This is a genomic window from Trinickia dinghuensis, from assembly GCF_003367175.1.
In the GTDB taxonomy this organism is placed as follows: Bacteria; Pseudomonadota; Gammaproteobacteria; order Burkholderiales; family Burkholderiaceae; genus Trinickia; species Trinickia dinghuensis.
Map to the genome: position 1 here is coordinate 111899 of NZ_QRGA01000004.1, position 22141 is coordinate 134039.

Consider the following 22141-nt stretch of genomic DNA (forward strand, 5'->3'; position numbering starts at 1 on the left):
ATTGAAGGAGAAGCGACGATGAGCGATAGCGCGAGTGGTTTTTCAAAGGCGGAATTGTTCGACGCATGCGAGTGGGTGCACGCCCAAATGCCAGCCACGCCCCTGCATTTTTGGCCGCAACTGTCGACGGCAACCGGCGCCCGAGTTTGGATCAAGCACGAGAACCATGCTCCCACCGGAGCCTTTAAGGTGCGTGGCGGTATGACGTTTATCGGCTGGCTTAGGCGAAGCCATCCCGACTGCCCTGGAATCGTGACCGCAACCCGCGGCAATCACGGCCAGAGCCAGGCCCGTGCTGCGACGGCGGCGGGCATGCGCGCCGTGATCTTCGTGCCCCACGGCAATTCGATCGAGAAGAACGCAGCGATGCGCGCCTATGGCGCCGATCTTCGCGAAGCCGGACAGGATTTCGACGAAGCGCGGCAGGCAGCGATGCGCGTTGCCGATGAAGAAGGACTCTTTCTCGTCCCGCCGTTTCATCGAGCAATCGTGCGAGGTGTCGCGACCTATGCGGTCGAAATGTTCCAGGCGAAACCCGACCTCCATACGGTGTATGTGCCGATCGGTTGCGGCTCGGGCATCTGCGGTGTGATTGCCGCACGCGACGCGTTGGGCGTGCGCACGCGCATCGTGGGCGTAGTCTCCACGGAAGCGCAAGGGGCGCTTTTATCAGTCAAAGCGGGGCGCGTGGTCGAGACGCCCAGCGCAAAAACGTTCGCCGACGGCTTGGCTGTACGGATACCCGTTCCCGAGGCTTACGAGATTTACTCGAGGGGAGCCGACGACTTCATCGCCGTATCGGACCACGAGATCGCGGATGCGATGCGGCTGCTTCACCGGGCCACGCATAATCTTGCCGAAGGAGCGGGTGCCGCGGCGCTGGCCGCTGCGCTCAAAGACAAGGATCGGATTGCCGGCCGCGATGTGGGAATCGTTCTGTCGGGCGCGAACATCGATGCTGAATGGGCGAGCATGATTCTCGCGGGTGGCACCCCTGCGCTTTAGATTCGGTGTGCCCGGTACGAAATGCCAAGTACGCACGCGATGAATGAACTAGGTCGACACGTTACGGATCGGTCACGTCTAGTCGATCACGATCACGATCACGATCGCCCACTCGGCTGCATCTCGTGAACCAGCCGCCCGAGCGTCCGCAATGCCGACTCGATGGCTTCCGACCACGGATAGCTGTAATTGAGCCGAATGAAATGCCGGTAATCCCCCGTGGCGGAAAACATATGTCCCGGCCCGATCGTGATGTGCTCGGCGAGTGCCGCTTGATAGAGCCGCATCGCGTCGATGCCGCCGGGAAGCTCGACCCACAGCACATACCCTCCCTGGGGCTGCGATAGCCGCGTGCCCTCGGGAAAGAACCGCCTGACCATCGCGCTCGTCAAATTCGACTGCTGGGTATATTGCCTGCGGATGCGCCGCAGATGATGGTCGTATCCGTCGTGCTTGAGGTATTCGGCGATCGCAAGCTGCTCGATTGCCGGCGTCGCGAGCGTATTGAGGAATTTGAGCTTTTCGACGCGATCGCGAAACCGCCCCGGCATCGCCCAGCCGATCCGATAGCCAGGCGACAAGCTCTTCGAAAACGACGCGCAGTGCAGCACCAGCCCTTGGCGGTCGAACGATTTCAGTGCGCTCGGCCGAGCGTCGCCGTAATAGAGTTCGTGATAGACGTCGTTCTCGATCACCGGCACCTCATGGCGCGCGAGCAAATCGACGAGCGCCGCCTTGCGTGCGTCCGGCATCTGAAAGCCGAGCGGGTTCTGGAAGTTCGGCATGACCATGCAGGCCGCGATGCGCTCGCGCTCCAGCACGCCGGCGAGCGCATCGAGATCGATGCCGAGATGGGGATGCGTCGCGACTTCGATGGCCCGCATCCCCATCCGTTCGATCGCGTGCAGCATCGCGTAGAAGGTCGGCGATTCGACGGCGATCGTGTCGCCCGGCCGCGCGACCGCCTGCAGGCAGAGATTGATCGCCTCGGTCGCGCCGATCGTCACGACGATTTCGTCCGGCTCGACCGCGATCCCGCGCTCGACATACCGCCGTGCGATTTGCCGCATCAACTCGGGATTGCCCGGCGGCAGGTCGTCGATCACGCCCCAGCGCGTGCGTCTGCGCGAGATCGACTGTGCGTGCCGAGCCAGGCGCTGCACCGGAAACTGCGCGGCGTCCGGATACGGCGAGCCGAGCGGCATCGTATCGTCGCGCGCGATGGAGCGCAGCGTCGACAGCACGAGTTCGCTGACGTCGACCGCCGCCGATGTCCCGAGCGGCGCGGAAACGTGCAGCTCGGCCGCCGGCGAGGGCTGCGCGCGCCCCTTCACGAAATAGCCCGATTGCGGCCGGCTCTCGATCAGGCCGCGGCTCTCGAGAATCACATAGGCCCGAAGCACGGTCGTGATGCTGAGCCGCTGCTGAAGGCTGGCCTGCCGCACCGACGGTATCCGCTCGCCGGGCCGATACACGCCGCGTTCGATCTGCATCGCGAGATCTTCGGCCAGTATTTCGTAGCGCTTCATTTTGTGCCTTAAAAGTACAGCTTTTCGATGCGTTGCAGCATTCGGCGAAACTGTACTCTTTTTTTCGACGGGCAGGTGTACGTACACGGGCTGCGGCGGCGGTCGTACGCTGCGGGCATTCCCGATAAACACCTGATCGACGAGAAGAGGATTTCCCGCCGTGTCGAAGAAAGCATCGCCTGTCGCCAAAATCGAGCCCTACACCCATCCGGCCGCGGGTTGGGGCGCGTTGAAGTCCGTCACGGTCAATCTGATCAAGGAGAGGGTACCGGGCGCGCATTACAGGGCGCTACTGCGCCAGAACCAGCCGAACGGCTTCGATTGTCCCGGCTGCGCGTGGCCGGACCGCAAGCATGCGTCCACGTTCGAGTTCTGCGAGAACGGCGTGAAGGCGGTCGCCGCCGAAGCCACGGGCAAGCGAGCGACGCCTGCGTTCTTCGAAGCACATTCGGTTACGGCGCTGCTCGAGCAATCGGACTACGAACTCGAGCAGCACGGCCGCCTGACCGATCCGATGATCTACGACGCCGAGACCGATCGCTACCGCCCGATCGACTGGGACGATGCCTTCAAGCTGATCGCGCGTCATTTGCGGGCGTTGCCCGATCCGAACCAGGCGGCGTTCTATACCTCGGGCCGCGCCAGCAACGAGGCCGCGTTCCTGTATCAGTTGCTGGTGCGGCGATACGGCACGAACAATTTCCCCGATTGCTCGAACATGTGCCACGAGGCGACGAGCCGCGGATTGCCGGCAACGGTCGGTGTCGGCAAGGGCACGGTCACGCTCGAGGACTTCGAGACCGCCGATGCGATCTTCGTGTTCGGCCAGAATCCGGCGACGAACCATCCGCGCATGTTGAGCGAGCTTCGCGAGTGCGCGAAGCGCGGTGCCGCGATCGTCTCGATCAACCCGCTCAAGGAGCGCGGAATGGAGCGCTTCGCCGATCCGCAAAGCCCGCTGGAGATGCTGACGATGTCGAGCACGCGTATCGCGGGGCGCTTCGTGCAGCCGACGGTGGGCGGCGATTTCGCGCTGATCAAGGGGATCGCGAAGCGCGTGCTCGAACTCGACGACGATGCGCGCGCAATCGGCTCGGCGCGTGTGCTCGACGTCGCGTTCATCGACGCGCACACGAGCGGCTTCGACACCTTCGCGGCCGATCTGCGCGCGGAAAGCTGGGCCGCGCTCGTTGCGGAAAGCGGGGTGCCGTACGAGCAGATCGACGATCTCGCGGGGCTTTACGCCCGCAGCGAGCGCGTGATCGTCACGTGGGGAATGGGCCTCACACAGCACAAGCATTCGGTCGCGACCGTGCAGTTGTTGTCGAACCTGATGATGATGCGCGGCAATATCGGCAAAGAGGGCGCCGGGCTGTGTCCGGTGCGGGGGCACTCGAACGTGCAGGGCAATCGAACGGTCGGCATCGAAGAGAAACCGACGCCCGCGTTTCTGGACCGCCTTGGCCGCGCATTCGATTTCGAGCCGCCGCGCAGGCATGGCTACGATGTCGTCGAGACGATCGAAGCCATGCTCGAAGGCCACATCAGGGTGTTCATCGGGCTAGGCGGCAACTTCGCGATGGCAACGCCCGATACGCCGCGTACGTGGGAGGGGCTGCGCCGCTGCGCGCTGACCGTTCATATCACGACGAAGCTGAATCGGAGCCACCTGATCCATGGCCGGGACGCATTGATCCTGCCGACGCTCGGCCGCACGGAAATCGATCTGCAGAACGGTGTCTCTCAGGGCGTGACGGTCGAGGACTCGATGAGCATGGTGCACATGTCGTATGGGATGAATCAGCCTGCTTCCCCGAATCTGCTGTCGGAGCCGGCGATCGTCGCGCGCATGGGGCATGCCTTGTTCAGCGATGGAGAAGACGGCGTCGATAGCGTCGACTGGCTCGGTTACGGCGCCGGCTATTCGCGCATTCGCGATGCGATCGAGGCATCCATCGCAGGTTTCGACGATTACAACGCACGGGTCGCGCATCCGCGCGGATTTCATTTGCGTGTCGCATCGCGTGAGAGAGAGTGGCTGACGCCATCCGGGAAGGCGACGTTCATCGCGCACGCGCTGCCGTCCGACACGCCGATCCAGCGTGCCCGCGCACGGCACGGCCGGCGCTTGATGACGCTGATGACGACACGCTCGCACGATCAGTACAACACGACGATCTACGCGCTGAGCGACCGCTATCGCGGTGTCTATAACGAGCGCCGCGTGTTGTTCATCCACCCCGACGATATCCGCATGCTCGGCTTCGAAGCCGGGCAGCGCGTCGATCTCGAGACGGTTTGGGACGACGGCGTGGAGCGCCGCGCGCATGGATTTTTGCTGGTCGAATACGACATTCCGCGCGGCTGCATCGGAGCGTACTACCCGGAGACGAATCCGCTCGTGCCGCTCGATAGCGTTGGCGACGTGTGCAACACGCCAACCTCGAAGTCCGTGCCGGTGTTGATACATCGGGCAGCGCAGAGCGCGCTCGGCTAACTGCACGAGGAGGGGGAAGGGGGTATCTGGCTCGAACGGATGCTCCGTGTGATTCCGGCGATGCGATGGCCGAAGCGGTCGCGGCGTGACGTCGTTAGCCGGCGGTCCGTTTTCGGGCAAGGCATGCCGTCGTGTATGCTTCGCGCATGACACCCTCCCGCACGACTTCAAAACCGGCTGCTTCCAAAGTGCCGAAGGCCAGTTTCCGCATGCGCATCCGCTTGGGTGAAACGGTTGCGATCGGTCCAGGGAAGGTATCTCTGCTCGAGGCGATCCGCGAGCACGGCTCCATTTCCGGCGCGGCGCGCGGGCTTGGCATGTCGTATCGACGCGCTTGGATGTTGCTAGACGAACTCAACCGATCGTTAAGCTCGCCGGCTACGCTGTCCGAGCAGGGCGGGGCCAATGGCGGCGGCTGTACGCTCACGGAGGTGGGGGAAGAGGTCGTTCGCCTGTATCGCAACATCGAGCAGCAGGCGCAACAAAGCTGCGCGACGCAAATCGCTGAGCTAAGCGGACTCTTGCTGCGGTGACGAGGCGGCTTCTAGGCGGTCCGTATTGATGCCGCGCGAGGCATTAAAGAAAGCCTCGATCAATGAGCGATCAACGTCTCTTCGATGGCCGAGCCTTGCCGATCGCTGCGCATAAACGGAGGCAATGCCGTCCGTGTGCCGCACGCGAGCATATGGTCGACGCAAAGTCCGACCAGCATCGTATCCAAATGCTCCAGCGCGTCCGCTACGTCACGAAGCGCAGCTTCATCGGCGACGGGCGACTCTGAAAAAATGATGTCGCGATGGGCTTCCGCAAGCGCGGCATACCGGATGAACCGCTTTAGCTCCCCCAGGCGGCGAAGCTTCGCACGCTCGGCGTGAATGGCGAGCGATGAGAGCAGTTGGTCGAAGCGCTGCGAATCGGGCGCGCCGCCGACGCCGTCTTTCGGCTCTCCACCCGAAAGCATCGCAACGAAGCGAAGCACGCTGCCCCGCAGCCGTACGAATGCGTCGACCACCTCGCCGATCAGTTCGATGCGTTGATGCCCGGCTCGCCGCCGCAACGGGACGACGCCCGCGGATATTTCGTCGTGCAGCATGCCGATGTCGAACGCCCATTGCGCTGAATGTTCCATTGCACCTTCTCCGCCATTGGTTTCATTGCTGCATCGTTCAATCGTCGAAATATACAGCAGAATACAACGACGCGGTGAAGGCCGCCGGCTGGTGGATTCCGGGTGCACCGTCGCCGCACGCATTGGGTGCTGCGGCGCACCATGCGCGTGCGGCTTTGCCTGAAAATGGCCACGCACGTCGCTAATCCACCACGATCGAAGCCGCTGATTCCTTGATTTCGTCGACGCAAGTATCGAATTGACCGGCTGGCCCGGAATTCGCTTATGCCCGGCGGTCCCCACAGCCGAGATCAATGCGTGACGATCAAAACCGTCGATACCGTGTGCCCATACTGCGGCGTGGGCTGTGGCATGACGCTGCACGTCGAGAACGAGCAGGTCGTCAAGATCTCCGGCAATAAGGATCATCCAAGCAACTTCGGCCGACTCTGCACGAAGGGATCGTCGGCCCACGTTGCGCTACGCAAGTCGGGCCGGCTCGAGCACGCATTCCTACGCCACCGGCGCGACGCCGATCCTGTGCCGATGCCGATCGCGCAGGCAATCGACGAAACCGCGCGCCGGCTGCGGTCGATACTCGACGCTCATGGCCCCGATGCGCTGTCGTTCTACGTCTCCGGGCAGATGTCGATCGAGGCGCAGTACCTGATCAACAAGCTCGCCAAAGGCTACGTCGGCACCAACAACATCGAATCGAATTCGCGCCTATGCATGGCAAGCGCCGGAAGCGGCTACAAGCTTTCGCTCGGCGCCGACGGGCCCCCAGGTTCGTATCAAGACTTCGACAAAGCCAATCTGTTCTTCGTCATCGGCGCGAACATGGCGGACTGCCATCCGATTTTGTTCCTGCGCATGATGGAACGCGTAAAGGCAGGTGCGAAGCTGATCGTCGTGGACCCTCGGCGCAACGCGACCGCCGACAAGGCGCATCTGTTCATGCAGATTCGACCCGGCACCGATCTCGCGCTGCTCAACGGTTTGCTGCACCTGTTGCATGCGAACGGCCAGACCGATGCCGATTTCATCTCGCACTACACCGAAGGCTGGGACGACATGCCCGCCTTCCTCGACGACTACACGCCGGCCAAGGTATCGGAGATCACCGGCATCGCCGAGGACGACATCCGCCGCGCGGCGCAATGGATCGGCGAGGCTCCCGAATGGATGAGCTGCTGGACGATGGGGCTCAACCAGAGCACGCACGGCACCTGGAACACGAACGCGATCTGCAACCTGCATCTGGCGACGGGCAAGATCTGCCGTCCCGGCAGCGGACCGTTCTCGTTGACGGGACAGCCCAACGCGATGGGCGGCCGCGAAATGGGCTACATGGGGCCCGGCTTGCCGGGCCAGCGCTCGGTGCTTGTCGACGCGGATCGCCGGTTTGTCGAAGACGTATGGAAGGTACCGAGCGGGAGGCTGAAAACCTCCGTCGGCGGCGGCACGATCGATATGTTCTCGCGCATGGCGGCGGGCGATATCAAGGCATGCTGGATCGTTTGCACCAATCCTGTTGCTACCGTCGCCAACCGGCAGACCGTCGTGACGGGGCTCAGTGCGGCGGAGCTCGTCATCACGCAGGACGCGTTCCTCGATACGGAAACGAACCGGTACGCCGACATCCTGTTGCCCGGCGCGCTCTGGGCCGAAGCCGAAGGGGTGATGATCAACTCCGAGCGCAACATGACGTTGATGCAAAAGGCCATCGACCCGCCGGGCGAAGCGCTGCCCGACTGGCAGATCATTGCGCGGGTGGCTTGCGCGATGGGATTCGCCGATGCGTTCAGCTATGCGTCGGCCGAAGAAGTATTCGACGAGATCACGCGCTTCGCGAATCCGAAGACCGGCTACGACCTGCGCGGGGCAAGCCATCGGAAGCTGCGCGAGACGCCGCTGCAGTGGCCCTGCGCGCCCGGCCCGCTACGCGACCGGAACCCGATCCGCTATTTGAACGACGGGGTGAGCCAGGCCTTGAAGGAGCACGCCGACGGCAGCCGCCCGCGCATCGTGTTCGCCACGCCGCACGGCAAGGGTGTGTTCTTCGCGCGGCCCCACGCCGATCCCGCGGAAATGCCCGACCCGTTGTTTCCCATTGTGCTCAATACGGGCCGGCTGCAGCATCAGTGGCACACGATGACGAAGACCGGCAAGGTTGCGATGCTGAACAAGCTGAATCCCGCGCCATTCGTCGAGATCCATCCCGAGGATGCGACAACGCTCGGCATAGCGGAAAAAGACCGTGTCGAAATCCGCTCGCGCCGCGGCCGGGCCGTGCTGCCCGCGGTGGTCACCGACCGCGTCCGCCCCGGCAACTGCTTTGCCCCGATGCACTGGAACGACGTGTTCGGCGAGGAGCTTTGCATCAACGCGGTCACGAGCGACGCGGTCGATCGGATTTCCCAGCAGCCGGAACTCAAGTTCTGCGCGGTCGCGCTCAGCACAGCCGCGGTTGAATCCCATTCGCTCCCGCAGGACCTCATTCAGGATGCGGCACCGTCGCATCATCGGTCCGTCTCGGACGTGACTACCTCCCTCTTCACGCAGGAATCCGATATGTCCCGTATCGACGCGCTCAGCGCGATTCTCGGCCTGGGCGAACTCGCCGCGCCCCCGATAACCGACGCCGAACGTGTCTATCTGGCCGGCTTCATCAGCGGCCTGCGCACCTCGATGCAGACCGCGCGCGGCATACCCGTGCTACCGGCGAGCGCGCCGTTTGGGGCGACAACCCGCATGTGGGTCGACGGATTGCTTGCCGGTACGTTCAGCCGCAGCGAGGTGCCCGGCGGGGCCGCACCTGCAGCGTCGGACATGCCCGCGCTCGCGCAAGAAAAAGCGGCCGGCGTGCAGATCGTGCATACACGCCCGAAGGTCACGCTCCTATGGGCTTCCCAGACCGGCAACGTCGAGTCGCTCGTCGAGCGCTACGCCATGCAGTTGATGGAGGCCGGCTTCGAGATTCGCACAGCGTGCATGGGCGATTACGCGATCGCGAACCTGCCGAAAGCGCAATACGTGCTGCTGATGACGAGCACCTTCGGCGACGGCGATCCGCCCGACAATGGCCAGGAATTTTGGGCGTCGCTCAAATCGGCAAGTGCACCGCGTCTCGACTCCGTTCGCTACGCGGTGCTGGCTTTCGGCGACCGCAACTACGACCCGTTTTGCGGGCACGGTTCCAATGTCGATCAGCGCATGTTGGAACTGGGCGCGGTCCGCCTGACGGAGCGCACGGATTGCGACACCGAGTTTCAGCCGTCCGCCGACAGCTGGCTCGATCGGACCGTCGCCTGTATCAAGGCGGACGATGCCGCGCAGCACGCGGTATCCGCCGAGGGCGCGATTCCCGAAGTGCTGCCGGGCTGCGCGGCCACGAAGGCACGGCCGGCGCCGTCGAAACTCGTGAGCAACGTCCGTCTGAATCGGAGCGGGGCGTCGAAAGACACCCGCTCGTTCTCGCTCGCGAGCGGCGACGCCAGCCTCGAATATGAAGCCGGCGACGCGCTGGGCGTGTGGCCGACCAACTGTCCCGAACTCGTTGACGAACTGCTCGGGCTGACGGGATTGAAGGCGGAAGCAGCGGTGAGCGTGGCCGGTATAGGCGACATGCGGCTCGCCGACGCATTGGCCCGGCACTTCGAAATCGCGCGGCCGAGCGCGGAAGCCTTGACCTTCATCGCAGCGCGGGCGAGCGGGACCGGACTTAAGAATTTGCTTGGCGAGGACCACAAGGCCGAACTCAAACAATGGCTCTGGGGCCAGCAGCTGACCGACATCCTTCACGAGTATCCGGTCGCGCTGTCCGCTCCCGAATTGCTCGGCATGCTCAAGCGCCTCCAGCCGCGTTTGTACTCGATTTCGTCGAGCCCCAAGGCGCACGCGGGCGAGGTCCACCTGACCGTGGCGGCGGTGCGCTACAGCAACGGCCGTCGCGATCGCAAGGGCGTGGCGTCGACGTTTCTGGCCGATCGTGCTGACGACGCGCCGGTGCCTGTATTCGTGCAGAAGAGCACGCACTTCCGTCCGCCGCGCAGCGGCGATACACCGATGATCATGGTCGGCCCGGGCACCGGCGTCGCGCCGTTTCGCGGCTTCCTGCACGAGCGCCGGGCGCGCGGCGACACAGGCCGCAACTGGCTTTTCTTCGGCGAGCAGCGTGCGGCGACCGACTTCTACTATCGCGACGAGCTCGAGGGTATGCACAACAGCGGACTGTTGAGCCGGCTGGATGTCGCGTTTTCTCGCGATCAGCAGGACAAGATCTACGTGCAGGATCGCATGCGCGAGCAGGGTGCCGAGTTGTGGGCATGGCTGCAGGATGGGGCCAGTTTCTACGTGTGCGGCGACGCGAGCCGCATGGCCAAGGATGTCGACGCCGCGCTGCGATCCGTCGTCGCGCGGCATGGCGGCATGACCGATGACAAGGCGGCCGACTACGTCTCCTCGCTGACGCGAGACAAGCGATACGTTCGCGATGTTTATTGAGCTTCGGGCAGGCTCATAGAAACGCGCTGATCGCCGCCACCCGCGCGCATTGCCCGCCGTGCCCACATCGCCGTGAGTATCGGCACGAGAATCGCCGTGACGAGGCACGCGGTCGCGACGATTGCCGTTGCCGCCGGCACCATCGGCTTGAACTGGGGAATCATCTCGCCGATGATCGCCGGATTCGCGACCGCGGCGCCGGCCGTCGACGACGCGGCGAGTCCCGCCGCTCCATTGCCGCCCCCTAGAAACTTATCCGCGAAGATCAGCGGCACGCCCGTGACGACGATCACGGCGAGCCCGAGGACGGTGCCCGGCAAGTCGCTTTTCGCTATCACGTGCAGGTCGATGCCGTTGCCGAGCGCGAAGCCGAAGAACGGGATGAGCGGCACCACGCAGCGCCCGAACAGCTCGCGCAGATCCGCATCGAGATTGCCGAGCGCGAAGCCGATCAGGAACGGCAGCACGGCGCCGGCGAAGAGGCGAGGCTCGAATACGGCGACGCCGGCCGCGCCGAGAATCATCATGCTGACGAGCGGCCCCGATTCGATCGACATCAGCACGAACGCCCCGGCTTCCTCCTTGCTGCCGTACTGCTGCATCACGGCCGCGTAGAGGCCGCCGTTGGTCATGTCCATCGACGCCGTGATCGCGAGCACCGATAGCCCGGCGAAGAGCCCCGTCTTGATGCCGTCGCCGGGGATGAAGTGTGCGGCGATCACCGTCGCGATCCACGCGACCACGAACTTCGTGACGACGAGCGTGCCCGATTTGCGCAGCACGACGCCCGTCGCGCGCAGGTTGATCGTCGCGCCCATGCAGAAGAACCACACGGCGAGGATCGGTACCGTGCCCGCGATCAGGCCGTTGGTGAACGAACCGAAGTACTTCCCGGCGTTGGGCGCGAACGTATGCACGCACGCACCGAGCAGCATCGGAACCAGCATGAGTCCGCCCGGAATGCGGTCGATAGCCTGTTTCAGCTTCACGTCTCCTCCGTGGACGTCGACGCGTCCCGTTGTTGAATGATGAGTGCCGATGGATTATAGTCACAAAAAATGGAACAGCGTTCCGAAATTGTACGAGCTTGAGCTAGTCGTATACCCTGTGAATAAAAGGGATTCGATTGGCGATCGTTGGCGGATGGGCGTGCGTCTGGCTAATAATTCGGACCGATGTTCCATATATTAGGATCTCGGACTTTGCCCACGGGCAGGCAGTCGGCGGCGCGGATGCCGCGCGTTCGGCTCAATCACATGGAGAACACGGCATGCAAGTGCGGCAAGGCATACACAGCGAACACGCGAAAACGCTCGACACGGACGGCCTGCGCCGGCATTTCCTGGTGGAGAACGTGTTCGCGCCGGATGCGTTGTCGCTCACCTATAGCCATATCGACCGCATCATCGTAGGCGGCGCATCGCCCGCAACGCGGCCGGTCGAGGTGCCCGCGTCGCTCGGCGCCGCGATGGGTGTGAGCCATCTGCTCGAACGGCGCGAACTGGGCGCGATCAACATCGGCGGGCCCGGCTGGGTGGAAGCAGGCGGGCGGCGTCACGCGGTGGGCACGGAAGAGGCAATCTACATCGGTCAAGGCGAGCAGGGCGTCGTGTTCGGCAGCGACGATCAAGCCCATCCGGCAAAGTTCTACCTGAACTGCGCCCCCGCGCACACCGCGTATCCGACGCGCACGATCACCCTCGCGCAAGCCTCGCCCGAAACGCTCGGCGCCGCGGAAACGAGCAACCGCCGCACGATCTACAAGTTCATCGTGCCCGACGTGCTGCCCACGTGCCAGCTCTCGATGGGGATGACGAAGCTCGAGCCGGGCAGTCTCTGGAACACGATGCCGTGCCATACGCACGAGCGGCGGATGGAGGTGTATTTCTACTTCAACCTCTCCGATGACGCAGCGGTATTCCACATGCTCGGCGAACCGCGCGAGACGCGCCACCTGGTCGTGCACAACGAACAAGCGGTGATCTCGCCGAGCTGGTCGATTCATTCGGGCGTCGGCACGAAGGCCTATACGTTCATCTGGGGGATGGTCGGCGAGAATCAGGTGTTCAAGGACATGGATCACGTCGCCGTTGCCGATCTGCGCTGACATCATGAAACGCGACACCCCCAATCTTCCTGCAGCCGACGCTCGATCCGCGCTTGCCGGCCTGTTCGATCTGACCGGCAAGGTGGCGATCGTCACGGGCTGCAATACCGGGCTGGGTGCCGCGATGGCCGTCGCGCTGGCTTCGGCGGGCTGCGACATCGTCGGCGGAAACCGTTCGGATTCGGCCGCGACATCGGCGCGCGTCGAAGCGGCCGGGCGGCGCTTCGTCGAAGTGCAAGCGGACCTATCGACGCTCGAGCCGGTCGAGCGGCTCGTTGCCGGCGCCGTCGACGCGTTCGGTCACGTCGACATCCTCGTCAACAACGCGGGCACGATCCGGCGCTGCGATGCGCTGGATTTCACCGAGGCGGACTGGGACGCCGTCATCGACGTGAATCTGAAGAGCGTGTTCTTCTTGTCTCAGGCCGTCGCCCGGCAGATGGTAAGGCAGGGCGGTGGCGGCAAGATCGTGAACGTCGCATCGATGCTGTCGTTCCAGGGCGGGATTCGTGTGCCCTCGTATACCGCGTCGAAAAGCGGCGTGCTGGGACTGACCCGCCTGCTGGCGAACGAATGGGCCGCGCGCGGCATCAACGTGAACGCGATCGCGCCCGGCTACATGGAGACCGACAATACCGCACAACTGCGCGAGGACAGCCGGCGCAGCGACGAAATCCTCGGCCGCATCCCGGCCGGCCGGTGGGGCGTGCCCGACGATCTCGCGGGTGCGGCCCTGTTCCTCGCATCGCGCGCGTCGAACTATGTGCACGGCCACACGCTGGCTGTCGACGGCGGCTGGCTCGCGCGTTGATCCCGCGGCGCGGCGGACGCGTTATGCTTGCCGATTCGCCTCTCACGGATTCACGGAAATGAAAGCAACACCCAGGCAGCGCAAGCCCGATCAGCAGGACACGGAGCCGGCGGCCGATTCGTCGGCCGGGGCCGGCGCCGGTGAGAAGGGCGATTCGGTCGCGGCCGTCGGGAGAGTGTTCGCGATTCTCGCGGCGCTCGGTGATCGCCGCGAGATCGGCATCAGCGAGTTGTCGCAGCAGATCGGCATGTCGAAGACGACGGTCCATCGCTTCCTGCAAACGCTCAAGACGCTCGGTTACGTTGCGCAGGAAGGCGAGACCGACCGTTACCGGCTGACGATCCGGCTGTTCGAACTCGGGAGCAAGGCGCTGGAGAGCGTCGACCTCGTGCGCGAGGCCGATCTCGAGATGCGCCGCATCGGGCAACTGACGCGCGAAGCCGTCCATCTTGGCGCGTTCGACGAGGACGCGATCATCTACATCCATAAGATCGATGCCGATTACGGGCTGCGCATGCAGTCGCGGATCGGCCGCCGCAATCCGCTGTACAGCACGGCGATCGGCAAGGTGCTGCTCGCCTGGATGCCGCCTGAGGAGGCGCGCGCGGTGCTCGCCGGCGTCACGTTCAAGAAGTCGACGGCGAAGACGCTCTCGTCCGCGGATGCGGTGATGAGCATCCTGCCGCACGTGCGGCAGCAGGGATACGGCGAGGACAACGAAGAGCAGGAGGATGGCCTGCGGTGTCTCGCGGTGCCGGTGTTCGACCGGTTCGATCGCGTGATCGCGGGATTGTCGATTTCGTTTCCGACGATGCGCTGCGGCGCCGATACGAAGGCGCATTACGTGGCGTTGCTGACGGCGGCGGGGCGCGCGATTTCCGCGAAACTCGGCCATGGTTCAAGCGTGGCCGAGTGACGAACACGCTACCGCAATTGTCGCCTCGTGCTTGCCGACGCTCGCGGCAAACGCCGCGGTTCTGCCGGCGCTATTCCACGCGACGCCGCGAGGAAATCGCCGAAGCCGTCGAAATGACGAGGTCCGCGAAGCGCTTCTCGTCGCGATCGGCATGCCATCGCGATCGGGCCACCGCGATGTTCACCGCGCCGATGCCCCGGCCGTGGGCGTTCGTGATCGCCGCCGCCGTGGAAATGTCGCTCACGAAATATTCGTCTTCCGCATGGGCGTAACCCTGTTTGCGGATCTGCACGATGCGTTCCTTGATCTTGCGCGGCTGGTACACGGTCGCTGCCGTGTAAGGGACGAGATTCGTGCGCGAGAGGATGTCGTCGATTTCACCGTCGGGGAGCGTCGCGAGAATCGCGAGCCCCGGCGCCGTGCAGTATGCGGGCAGGCGCGAGCCGGTAATCACGTGCGCATTGAACACGTTGCGGCTCACGATGCGCAGCACGAAGACGATATCCGTATCGTCCAGCACCGTGAGATTGGTCGCCTCTTCGGTTTCCGAGCCTAATTGCTGCAAATAGGGCGTTGCTCGGCTCACGAGTTCGTTCGACGTGAGGTAGTGGTAAGTGAAGTCCAGCAGCCGCGGCGACAGTTCGTATTTGCGGCTGTCCGGATCCTTGAAGAGATAGCCGAGCGTGGCGAGCGTATAGGTGAAGCGCTGCGTCGCGCTCATGTCGAAGCCCGTGAGCATCGCGATCTCGGAGAGCGATAGCTGGCGCTTGCTGCCGTCGAACGCGGTGAGGACCTTCATCGCCTTTTCGACGGACTGCACGTAAAGAGAGGATGCGCTCGGATCGGCCGCTTCGGCGGCCGGTACCTCGATACGGCTCGCGCGCTTGCGCGCGGTTTTGGGCTCGCTCATGACGTTTTCGTCTTTCATTTGTTTGCGGCGAATTATCGCATGCCCGTAAGAGATTCCCGGCTAGCGATAATTAGCCTCGAATGGCTTCGAGCATGTCCCGGGCGTCGTCAAGGCTGCGCGACAGCAGATGTTTCTTGATGCGCTCGCTGGCCGTCAGCTCGAAGCGGTCAACCGCCTTGTAATAGCGCGGCAATTGAAAGCTCGCGAGGCGCTCGCGCGCCCAGGCATGCAAGGTCTCCCAATCCACAGGCTCATCTTTGAACTGAACGTTGAGCAAGACGTCCTGTTCGCCGATCGACGAGGCGACGCCGATCGCAGCGCTCGCGAGAATCGCGGGGTGGCCCGCGAAAACACGCTCGATTTCCCACGCCGACACGTTCTCGCCGCGCACGCGCATGCTGTCCGTGCGCCGGCCGATGAAAAACAGATCGCCGTCGGCGTCGCGCCGCGCGAAGTCGCCCGTGTGCAGCTTTCCGTTGCGCAATGCGGCGTTCGTCGCCTCGGGATTGTTCAGATAGGCCGGCAGCAGCGTGCCTTCCACCTTGCTCGACAGCACGATTTCGCCTGGGTCGCCGTCCTTGACCGGCTGCCCGCTTTCATCGAGCAGTTCGAGATCGATCCACGGCAGCGCGCGGCCGATCGATCCCGGCTTGCCGGTGACGTTAACTGTCGCGAAGCTCGAGCACTCCGTCATCCCGTAGCACTCGCGCAGGCGTACCTTGAGCCGCGTCTGGATCGGCTCCCAGGCGGCCGCGCTGACGCCCGCGCCCCACGCCACGCGTAGCGTATGGGCTTGCGGCTGCTCGGCTTGAGGCAACTGCATGAGGATATCGAGCACGCCACCGAGGTAGTGCAACTGAGTCGCGCCCGAGCGCTCGATCTGCGGCCAGAAGTGCGATGCCGAGAAACGCGGCACCGCATGCAGCGTCACCGTTTCCAGAAACGGCAGCAGCAGCATCTGCGCGCCGCCGATGTGGCACAGCGGCTCCCACATGAAAAGCCGGTCGCCGGCTCGTACGTCGGCCACGCGCATCGCCGCTTCGCTGGCGATACGCATCATGCGGTGCGTGAAGACGACGCCCTTCGGCGCGCCGGTCGTGCCCGACGTGTAGATGATGCACAGCGTATCGTGCACGCCGATTTCGGGTGTCTTGAACGCCTCGTTCGTGTCGCCCTCGTCGAGTCGCGGCAGGCGCACCTGCCGCGACTCGACGCATTCGATCTGCGCGGCGAATCCGGCGGATTCGTCGTCCGTGATGAAAAGCTTCGGCTGTGCGTGCTGCAACACGTATTCGAGGCCCGCCGCGCGCAGCTTCGTATTCACCGGCACCCAGACGAGGCCGCTCGCGACCAGCGCGTAGATCAGATGAATGTGCTCGGGACTGTTTTGAAGCATCACGGCGACGCGATCGCCGGGCTGGAGCCCATGCAGCGCGAACCAACGCTGAAACTGGGCGATATGCCGCGCGACATCGCGGCACGTGATCGCCCGATCGTCGAACTGCGCGACCGTCCGCGCGGGCGTATGGCGCAATCCCGCCGCGATGAGCGGGACGCAGTCGAGTTTGTCGTCCAGGTGGCGTTGGGGGAAATAATCTGTATGACGATGCATGGTCGAGTCGATCGATAAGCTTGGGGTTTAGCGCGCGCGGCGCTTGAGCCAGGAGGAAAACGCGACGACGAGGGCGATCATGATGACGAGCGTGGTCGAAACGGCAGCGAGCGTCGGCGTGATCGCGAGCTGGATGTCGTCCCACATCTGCTTCGGCAGGGTCGAATTGATGCCGCCGCTCACGAAGATCGCGATGGTCAGGTCGTCGAACGAAACGAGGAACGCGAACAGGAATGCGGCGGTGACGCTCGCCATCAGCAGCGGCAGCACGATCGACGTGATGCGCCGCAGCGGCGACGCGCCCATCACGCGCGCGGCATCGTCCAGACGCCAGTCGAAGCGCTGGAAGCCGGCGGCGAGCGTCACGACTACGTAAGGAATCGCAAGCACGGTGTGGCCGATCACGAGGCCGAGATTGGTGCCCGTGAGCCCGAATCGGCTGAAGAGATAGAGCAGGCCGACCGCCACGACGATGCGCGGCACGATGAGCGGGGCGACCAGCAGCGCGAACACGGGCTTGCTGGCACGGGCGGACATGCGCGTCATCGTCAGCGTCGCACCGAAGCCGAGCGCGAGCGACAGCAGCGCGGTGCCTAAGCCGACTTCGAACGAGCGGATGACGGCGCTGCGCCAAACCGGCGACGTCATGAACCTGCCGAACCATTTCAGGCTGAACAGATGCGGCGGAAATGCGATGAACTCGGCCTTCGTGAACGCGTATGGAATCACCGAAAGCACGGGCGCCACGAGCACCACCAGGATGACGATCGTGTACAGGCCCAGCGGGCTCGCCGCGCGGGCGGCGGGCCCGCTTTGCGCGTTGCGGCGCATCATGAGCGGCGCGAAGAAGCGGCCGGCCGCCATCAGCACGGCGAGCTTGAGGCCTTGCGCCCGTGAGCCGCGGGAACGCTCGGTCGGCTCCCCGGTCAGCGAACTCAGGCCCACCATGCGGTCGTAGACAAGGAAGATCACGATCGAGCAGCAGAGCAGCACGGTCGAGAGCGCGCCGGCGAAATGCATGTCGAACAATTCGAGGACGGACGAGATCACGAGCTGCGCGATCATCGATTCTTTCGGCGAACCGAGCAGCGAGGGCACGATAAAGAACCCCAGGCTCGTGATGAACACGAGCAGCCCGGCCGCCGCGACACCCGGCGAAGACAGCGGCAGGAACACGGTAAAGAAGCTCGTGCTGCGCGCCGCCCCGAGCGTTTCGGCCGCTTGCGCGAGGCGATCGTCGATGCCGCGCATGACGGGAAGCATCGTCATCACGGCGAGCGGCAGCATCGAATGCACCATGCCGATCAGCACGCCCGTGAGCGACGGAATCACGCCGTTCGTCTCGTGCACGAGACCGAGCGAAAGCGCGATGGTGGAGAGCACGCCCGTTTTAGAAAGCAGCAGCATCCACGCATAGGTCTTGACGATGTAGCTGGTCCAAAACGGCAGCATGATCCACAAGAGCCAGCGCTCGCGCACGCGCGCCGACATTCGGCTCAGCATGTAGGCCACCGGATAGCCGAGCAGGATCGACAGCGCCGCCGTCAAAAACGAGATGGCGAACGTGATCCAGAGCACCTTCGCATAGACGGGCGTATGTGCGATGCGAACGAACTGCGCGAAGCCGAAGTGTCCGTCCGCGTCGACGAGCCCGCCTTGCAGGATGTCGCCGACGGGCACGATGAAGAAAGCGAGCAGGAACAGCAGCGCCGGCACGATCGGCAGGAACTGCACGGCTCGCGCGAGCCAGTTGGGCCGGCCGCGCTGAGCGGTTTGGCTCTCTCGGCGCGCGGACAAAGCGATCGTCATGTCGGATCCTCAGGCGTGTAACAGCGTCGTGCGATGCGGGTCCCAAACGAGGCCCACTTTGTCGCCGATGCGCGGGGATAGGCTGCGCTCGCAACGGACGGTCAACTGGCTGCCGTCGGTCATCGAAAGCTGCACACGTGTGTCGCTGCCGAAGAAGACGACATCCGAAATCGTGCCGTCGACGAACCCGTTCGAAGGTTCGACCAGGCGCGGCGCTTCGGGACGCACGAGCAGCGTATGGCGCGCGGCGGGCACGATGGCCGAAGCCGAATTCATCGGCAACGGAATGCGGCCGCCCGCGGCAAGCAGGATCGGCTCGCCGCTCTTGCCGCGCGCGGCATCGAGCGATCCCTCCAGCAGATTCGAGTGACCGATGAAGCCGGCCGCGAAGCGCGTCGCCGGACGATCGTAGAGATCGGAAGGCGTTCCCACTTGTTCGATGCGTGCCTGATTCATGAGGCAGATGCGATCCGAAAGCGTGAGCGCTTCGTCCTGATCGTGCGTGACGTAGACGAACGTCGCGCCAAGTTCCTTGTGCAGGCGTCGAATTTCGGACTGCATGTGCTCGCGCAATTTTTTGTCGAGTGCGCCGAGCGGCTCGTCGAGCAGGATCACCGAGGGCCGGTAGGCGAAGCAGCGCGCGAGCGCGATGCGCTGCTGCTGCCCACCCGACAGCTCTTTCGGAAAGCGCTTCGCGAATTCGGCCATGCGCACCATGGCCAAGGCTTCGTCGACGGCGGCGCGCACGTCGTCGCGCGTCCTGCGCCGCATGCGCAGACCGTACGCGACGTTGTCCCATACGCTCATGTGCGGAAACAGCGCGTAGCTTTGGAACACCATGCCGATGCCGCGTTTGCCGGGCTCCACGTGCGTGACGTCGCGCCCGTCGATCTCGATGCGCCCCTCGCTCGGGGCGACGAGGCCGGAGATCATCTGCAGGAGCGTCGTCTTGCCCGAACCCGAGGGACCGAGCAGCGTCAGGAATTCTCCGGCCTGCACGGCGAGGTCCGTCGGTTCAAGCGCGACGGTATCGCCATAGCGCTTGGCAATGCCGATCGCCTCGAGTTTCGAATTCATCCCTCGTACCTCACGAAATAATCCACGAATTGAACCGCTCGGTGACTTTCTGACGGTTCGCCTCCCACCATTGGGGGCTCGGCAGGCGCATGTCCTTGATGTTTTGCGGGGCTGTGGGCAGGAGCGCGGCGCGGTTTGGCGGAATCGACTCGAATGCCTGCTTGTTGGTCGGACCGTAGGCCAGCGTCTGCGTCAGCACGGCCTGCCGCTTCGCGTCGGCGCAGAAGCGCACGAACTGCTTCGCGGCGTCGGCGCGCGGCGTGCCTTTCGGAATGCCCCAGCCTTCGATCGAATACAGCCCCTGATTCCAGACGATCGTCACCGGTGCACCCGCATCCTTGGCGGCTTGCGCACGCCCGTTCCAGGTCGAGATCATGTCGACGTCGCCGCTCTGGATCGCCTGCATTGCCTGCGCGCCGCTGGTCCACCAGAGGGCGATGTGCGGCTTGATCTTGTCGAGGCTTTTGAAGGCGCGGTCCACGTCGAGCGGATAGAGCTTGTCGATCGGCACGCCGTCGGCCAAGAGCGCCTGCTCCAGCGTGTCGATCGGACTGCGGCGCAGGCATCGGCGGCCGGGGAAGCGCTTGACGTCCCAGAAATCCGCCCACGTTTTAGGGCCGTTTTGGGCGAACTTGTCCTGACGGTAGGCGAGCACGGTCGAATAGACGTCCACGCCGAGCCAGTCGGGCGTAATCGCGTCGGACATCAGCTCCGGATAGTCGCTGGCCTTCAGGCCGATCGGTTCGAGCAGGCCGTTCGCTTGGAGGTACGGAATATCGGCGGACAGCGTGAGGATCGTGGCGTCCCACACGTAGTTCTTGGTCTTCACCATCGCGGCGAATTGCGCGACGGGCTGAGATTCGCGCGCAACGTTGACGACCTTGATGCCGGTGGCTTTCTCGAACGGATCGTAGAACGCCGCGCGATAGGCGGAGGTATAAGGTCCGCCCGGATCCGATACCACGATCTGCTTCGTTTGGGCGCGGGCGGCCAGCGGCATCATGCCGGCCACGGCGAGCGCGCCGGCGCCTTGAAGAATGCGGCGGCGAGTAGGATCGATGTCTTGCGTCATATTCAGGTCTCCCCAATGCGGTTGAAATGGGTACGGCTCGACTCAGGCGTGATTCAGGCTCGACTCGGGATCGAATCCCGAGCGCGATTCACTTGGCGCGCTTGCGGAGGAACGCTTCCATCATGCGAGCGGGTTCGCCGGAGTCGTACGCTTCGCGCTGAATGCGCATCCCCGCTTCGATGCAGTCGACGAAACCCGCCTCGGTCATTTCGCGGAAGCGCTGCTTGTCCAGGCGCATCGCGACAGGTGGCTTTTCGGCAAGCTCGGTCGCGATTTCGAGCGCTTTCTCGAACACCCGCTCTTCGGGAACGAGATGGTGAATGAGGCCGATGCGATGGCACTCTTCGGCGTCCATGAGACGGCCCGTGAGCGTGAGCTCGATCGTGCGCGACATGCCGAGCATGGCGTTCATGATCCAGGGGCCGGTCGTGCTCGCGATTCCCGCGTTGATTTCCGGCTGGCCCATCCGCACGCCGGGGTGTCCCACGCGGATATCGCCCAGCAGGGCGACCTGGAACGCGGAGCCCGCGGCCGTGCCGTTCAGCGCCATGACGAGCGGCTTGTGCAGGCCGCGCAGCGCCGCGTAGTAGCGCTGCCACTCCTTGACCCAAGCCACGGCGCGCTCGCCGTCGAAGTCATGCGCTTCCGAGAGATCCTGACCCGCCGAGAACGCGCGATTGCCCGCGCCCGTCATGATGATCGCCGCGACTTGCTCGTCGGCGTTGAAGCGGTGGAGCGCTTCGATGATCTTTTCACGCATGGGGGTGGTCCACGCATTCATGCGCTCGGGACGATTCAACGTGATGATCGCAATCCGCCCGTGATTCGAGAACAGAACGTCTTCGCTCATAAGTTATCTCATAGTAATAGTTGGTGGTGAAATGCAATATAAGTCCACCATATTCGTGGTGCAAGCGGGTTTACGCGAATGCGGCGCAACTGGAAAACAGGGAGCAAGACAAGGGCAAGGTGAGGCCGCGTCGAGCGAGGCATGACTGAAGCGGATCGCGGATCGGGGTATCCGTCGGATCGTTGAAGTCCGTCGTGGAAGGGACGAAGAATCGATCGCTTCGCGAGGCCGAAACGGCGGCGATTCATCCGATGAGGAGAAAGGGTTCCCGAGCCTCTCCGCGGCTATGGGGAATGCGCTAGACTGCGCTGCGAATGCCTAGACAAGCGACC

16 protein-coding genes are annotated in these 22141 nt (G+C 64.0%); 7 read left to right on the forward strand and 9 right to left on the reverse strand.

Translation table 11 applies throughout. The features are described 5' to 3' along the window. Positions 1-18: 18 nt before the first annotated feature. On the forward strand, positions 19-1005 hold the full coding sequence (locus tag DWV00_RS07560) for a threonine dehydratase (protein WP_115532959.1): 987 nt from the start codon (positions 19-21) through the stop codon (positions 1003-1005). Between the two features lie 98 nt (positions 1006-1103). Here the strand turns inward: DWV00_RS07560 and DWV00_RS07565 are convergent, their stop codons facing one another. Further along, positions 1104-2534, reverse strand: a complete 1431-nt coding sequence (locus DWV00_RS07565) for an aminotransferase-like domain-containing protein (protein WP_115532960.1) — start codon at positions 2532-2534, stop codon at positions 1104-1106. A gap of 160 nt (positions 2535-2694) precedes the next feature. On the opposite strand from DWV00_RS07565, the gene DWV00_RS07570 reads away from it, so the two are divergent. Further along, complete coding sequence (locus DWV00_RS07570) at positions 2695-5031, forward strand: FdhF/YdeP family oxidoreductase (protein WP_115532961.1); 2337 nt, start codon at positions 2695-2697, stop codon at positions 5029-5031. A gap of 146 nt (positions 5032-5177) precedes the next feature. Further along, on the forward strand, positions 5178-5564 hold the full coding sequence (locus DWV00_RS07575) for a winged helix-turn-helix domain-containing protein (RefSeq protein ID WP_245964781.1): 387 nt from the start codon (positions 5178-5180) through the stop codon (positions 5562-5564). 59 nt (positions 5565-5623) lie between these two features. Here DWV00_RS07575 and DWV00_RS07580 read toward each other — a convergent pair whose 3' ends face one another. Further along, positions 5624-6568: a hypothetical protein gene (locus DWV00_RS07580; protein ID WP_245964769.1), complete on the reverse strand. Its 945-nt coding sequence runs from the start codon at positions 6566-6568 to the stop codon at positions 5624-5626. Between DWV00_RS07580 and DWV00_RS07585 the strand changes: the two genes are divergently transcribed. Further along, the gene (locus DWV00_RS07585; protein ID WP_245964770.1) at positions 6512-10645 is read left to right on the forward strand and encodes a bifunctional nitrate reductase/sulfite reductase flavoprotein subunit alpha; all 4134 of its coding nucleotides are present in this window, start codon (positions 6512-6514) and stop codon (positions 10643-10645) included. The genes DWV00_RS07580 and DWV00_RS07585 overlap by 57 nt on opposite strands. Here the strand turns inward: DWV00_RS07585 and kdgT are convergent. Beyond that, positions 10639-11634 carry a 2-keto-3-deoxygluconate transporter gene (kdgT, locus tag DWV00_RS07590; RefSeq protein ID WP_115532964.1) on the reverse strand — a complete coding sequence of 332 codons (996 nt, stop codon included), beginning with the start codon at positions 11632-11634 and terminating at the stop codon, positions 10639-10641. The genes DWV00_RS07585 and kdgT overlap by 7 nt on opposite strands. 281 nt (positions 11635-11915) lie before the next feature. On the opposite strand from kdgT, the gene kduI reads away from it, so the two are divergent. Genes kduI through kdgR form a run of 3 tightly spaced genes read left to right on the forward strand, consistent with a single transcriptional unit; the run spans position 11916 to position 14479 of the window. Further along, positions 11916-12752 (forward strand): 5-dehydro-4-deoxy-D-glucuronate isomerase, encoded by an 837-nt coding sequence (kduI, locus tag DWV00_RS07595; RefSeq protein WP_115532965.1) that lies wholly within the window; start codon positions 11916-11918, stop codon positions 12750-12752. Between the two features lie 4 nt (positions 12753-12756). Next, positions 12757-13563: a 2-dehydro-3-deoxy-D-gluconate 5-dehydrogenase KduD gene (kduD, locus tag DWV00_RS07600; protein ID WP_115532966.1), complete on the forward strand. Its 807-nt coding sequence runs from the start codon at positions 12757-12759 to the stop codon at positions 13561-13563. Between the two features lie 58 nt (positions 13564-13621). Continuing rightward, the gene (gene kdgR, locus DWV00_RS07605) at positions 13622-14479 is read left to right on the forward strand and encodes a DNA-binding transcriptional regulator KdgR (protein ID WP_115533060.1); all 858 of its coding nucleotides are present in this window, start codon (positions 13622-13624) and stop codon (positions 14477-14479) included. 70 nt (positions 14480-14549) lie between these two features. Here the strand turns inward: kdgR and DWV00_RS07610 are convergent, their stop codons facing one another. The 6 genes from DWV00_RS07610 to DWV00_RS07635 all read right to left on the reverse strand — a co-directional run bounded on the left by DWV00_RS07610 (position 14550) and on the right by DWV00_RS07635 (position 21809). After that, positions 14550-15389: an IclR family transcriptional regulator gene (locus DWV00_RS07610; RefSeq protein WP_115533061.1), complete on the reverse strand. Its 840-nt coding sequence runs from the start codon at positions 15387-15389 to the stop codon at positions 14550-14552. Between the two features lie 70 nt (positions 15390-15459). Continuing rightward, positions 15460-17001: an AMP-binding protein gene (locus DWV00_RS07615; protein WP_115532967.1), complete on the reverse strand. Its 1542-nt coding sequence runs from the start codon at positions 16999-17001 to the stop codon at positions 15460-15462. A 27-nt stretch (positions 17002-17028) separates the two neighbouring features. Continuing rightward, on the reverse strand, positions 17029-18810 hold the full coding sequence (locus DWV00_RS07620) for an ABC transporter permease subunit (RefSeq protein ID WP_115532968.1): 1782 nt from the start codon (positions 18808-18810) through the stop codon (positions 17029-17031). 9 nt (positions 18811-18819) lie between these two features. Further along, positions 18820-19887 (reverse strand): ABC transporter ATP-binding protein, encoded by a 1068-nt coding sequence (locus DWV00_RS07625; protein WP_115532969.1) that lies wholly within the window; start codon positions 19885-19887, stop codon positions 18820-18822. A 10-nt stretch (positions 19888-19897) separates the two neighbouring features. After that, positions 19898-20959, reverse strand: coding sequence for an ABC transporter substrate-binding protein (locus tag DWV00_RS07630; RefSeq protein WP_115532970.1), 1062 nt, complete (start codon positions 20957-20959; stop codon positions 19898-19900). 88 nt (positions 20960-21047) lie between these two features. Further along, the gene (locus DWV00_RS07635; protein ID WP_115532971.1) at positions 21048-21809 is read right to left on the reverse strand and encodes an enoyl-CoA hydratase/isomerase family protein; all 762 of its coding nucleotides are present in this window, start codon (positions 21807-21809) and stop codon (positions 21048-21050) included. Positions 21810-22141: the final 332 nt, after the last annotated feature.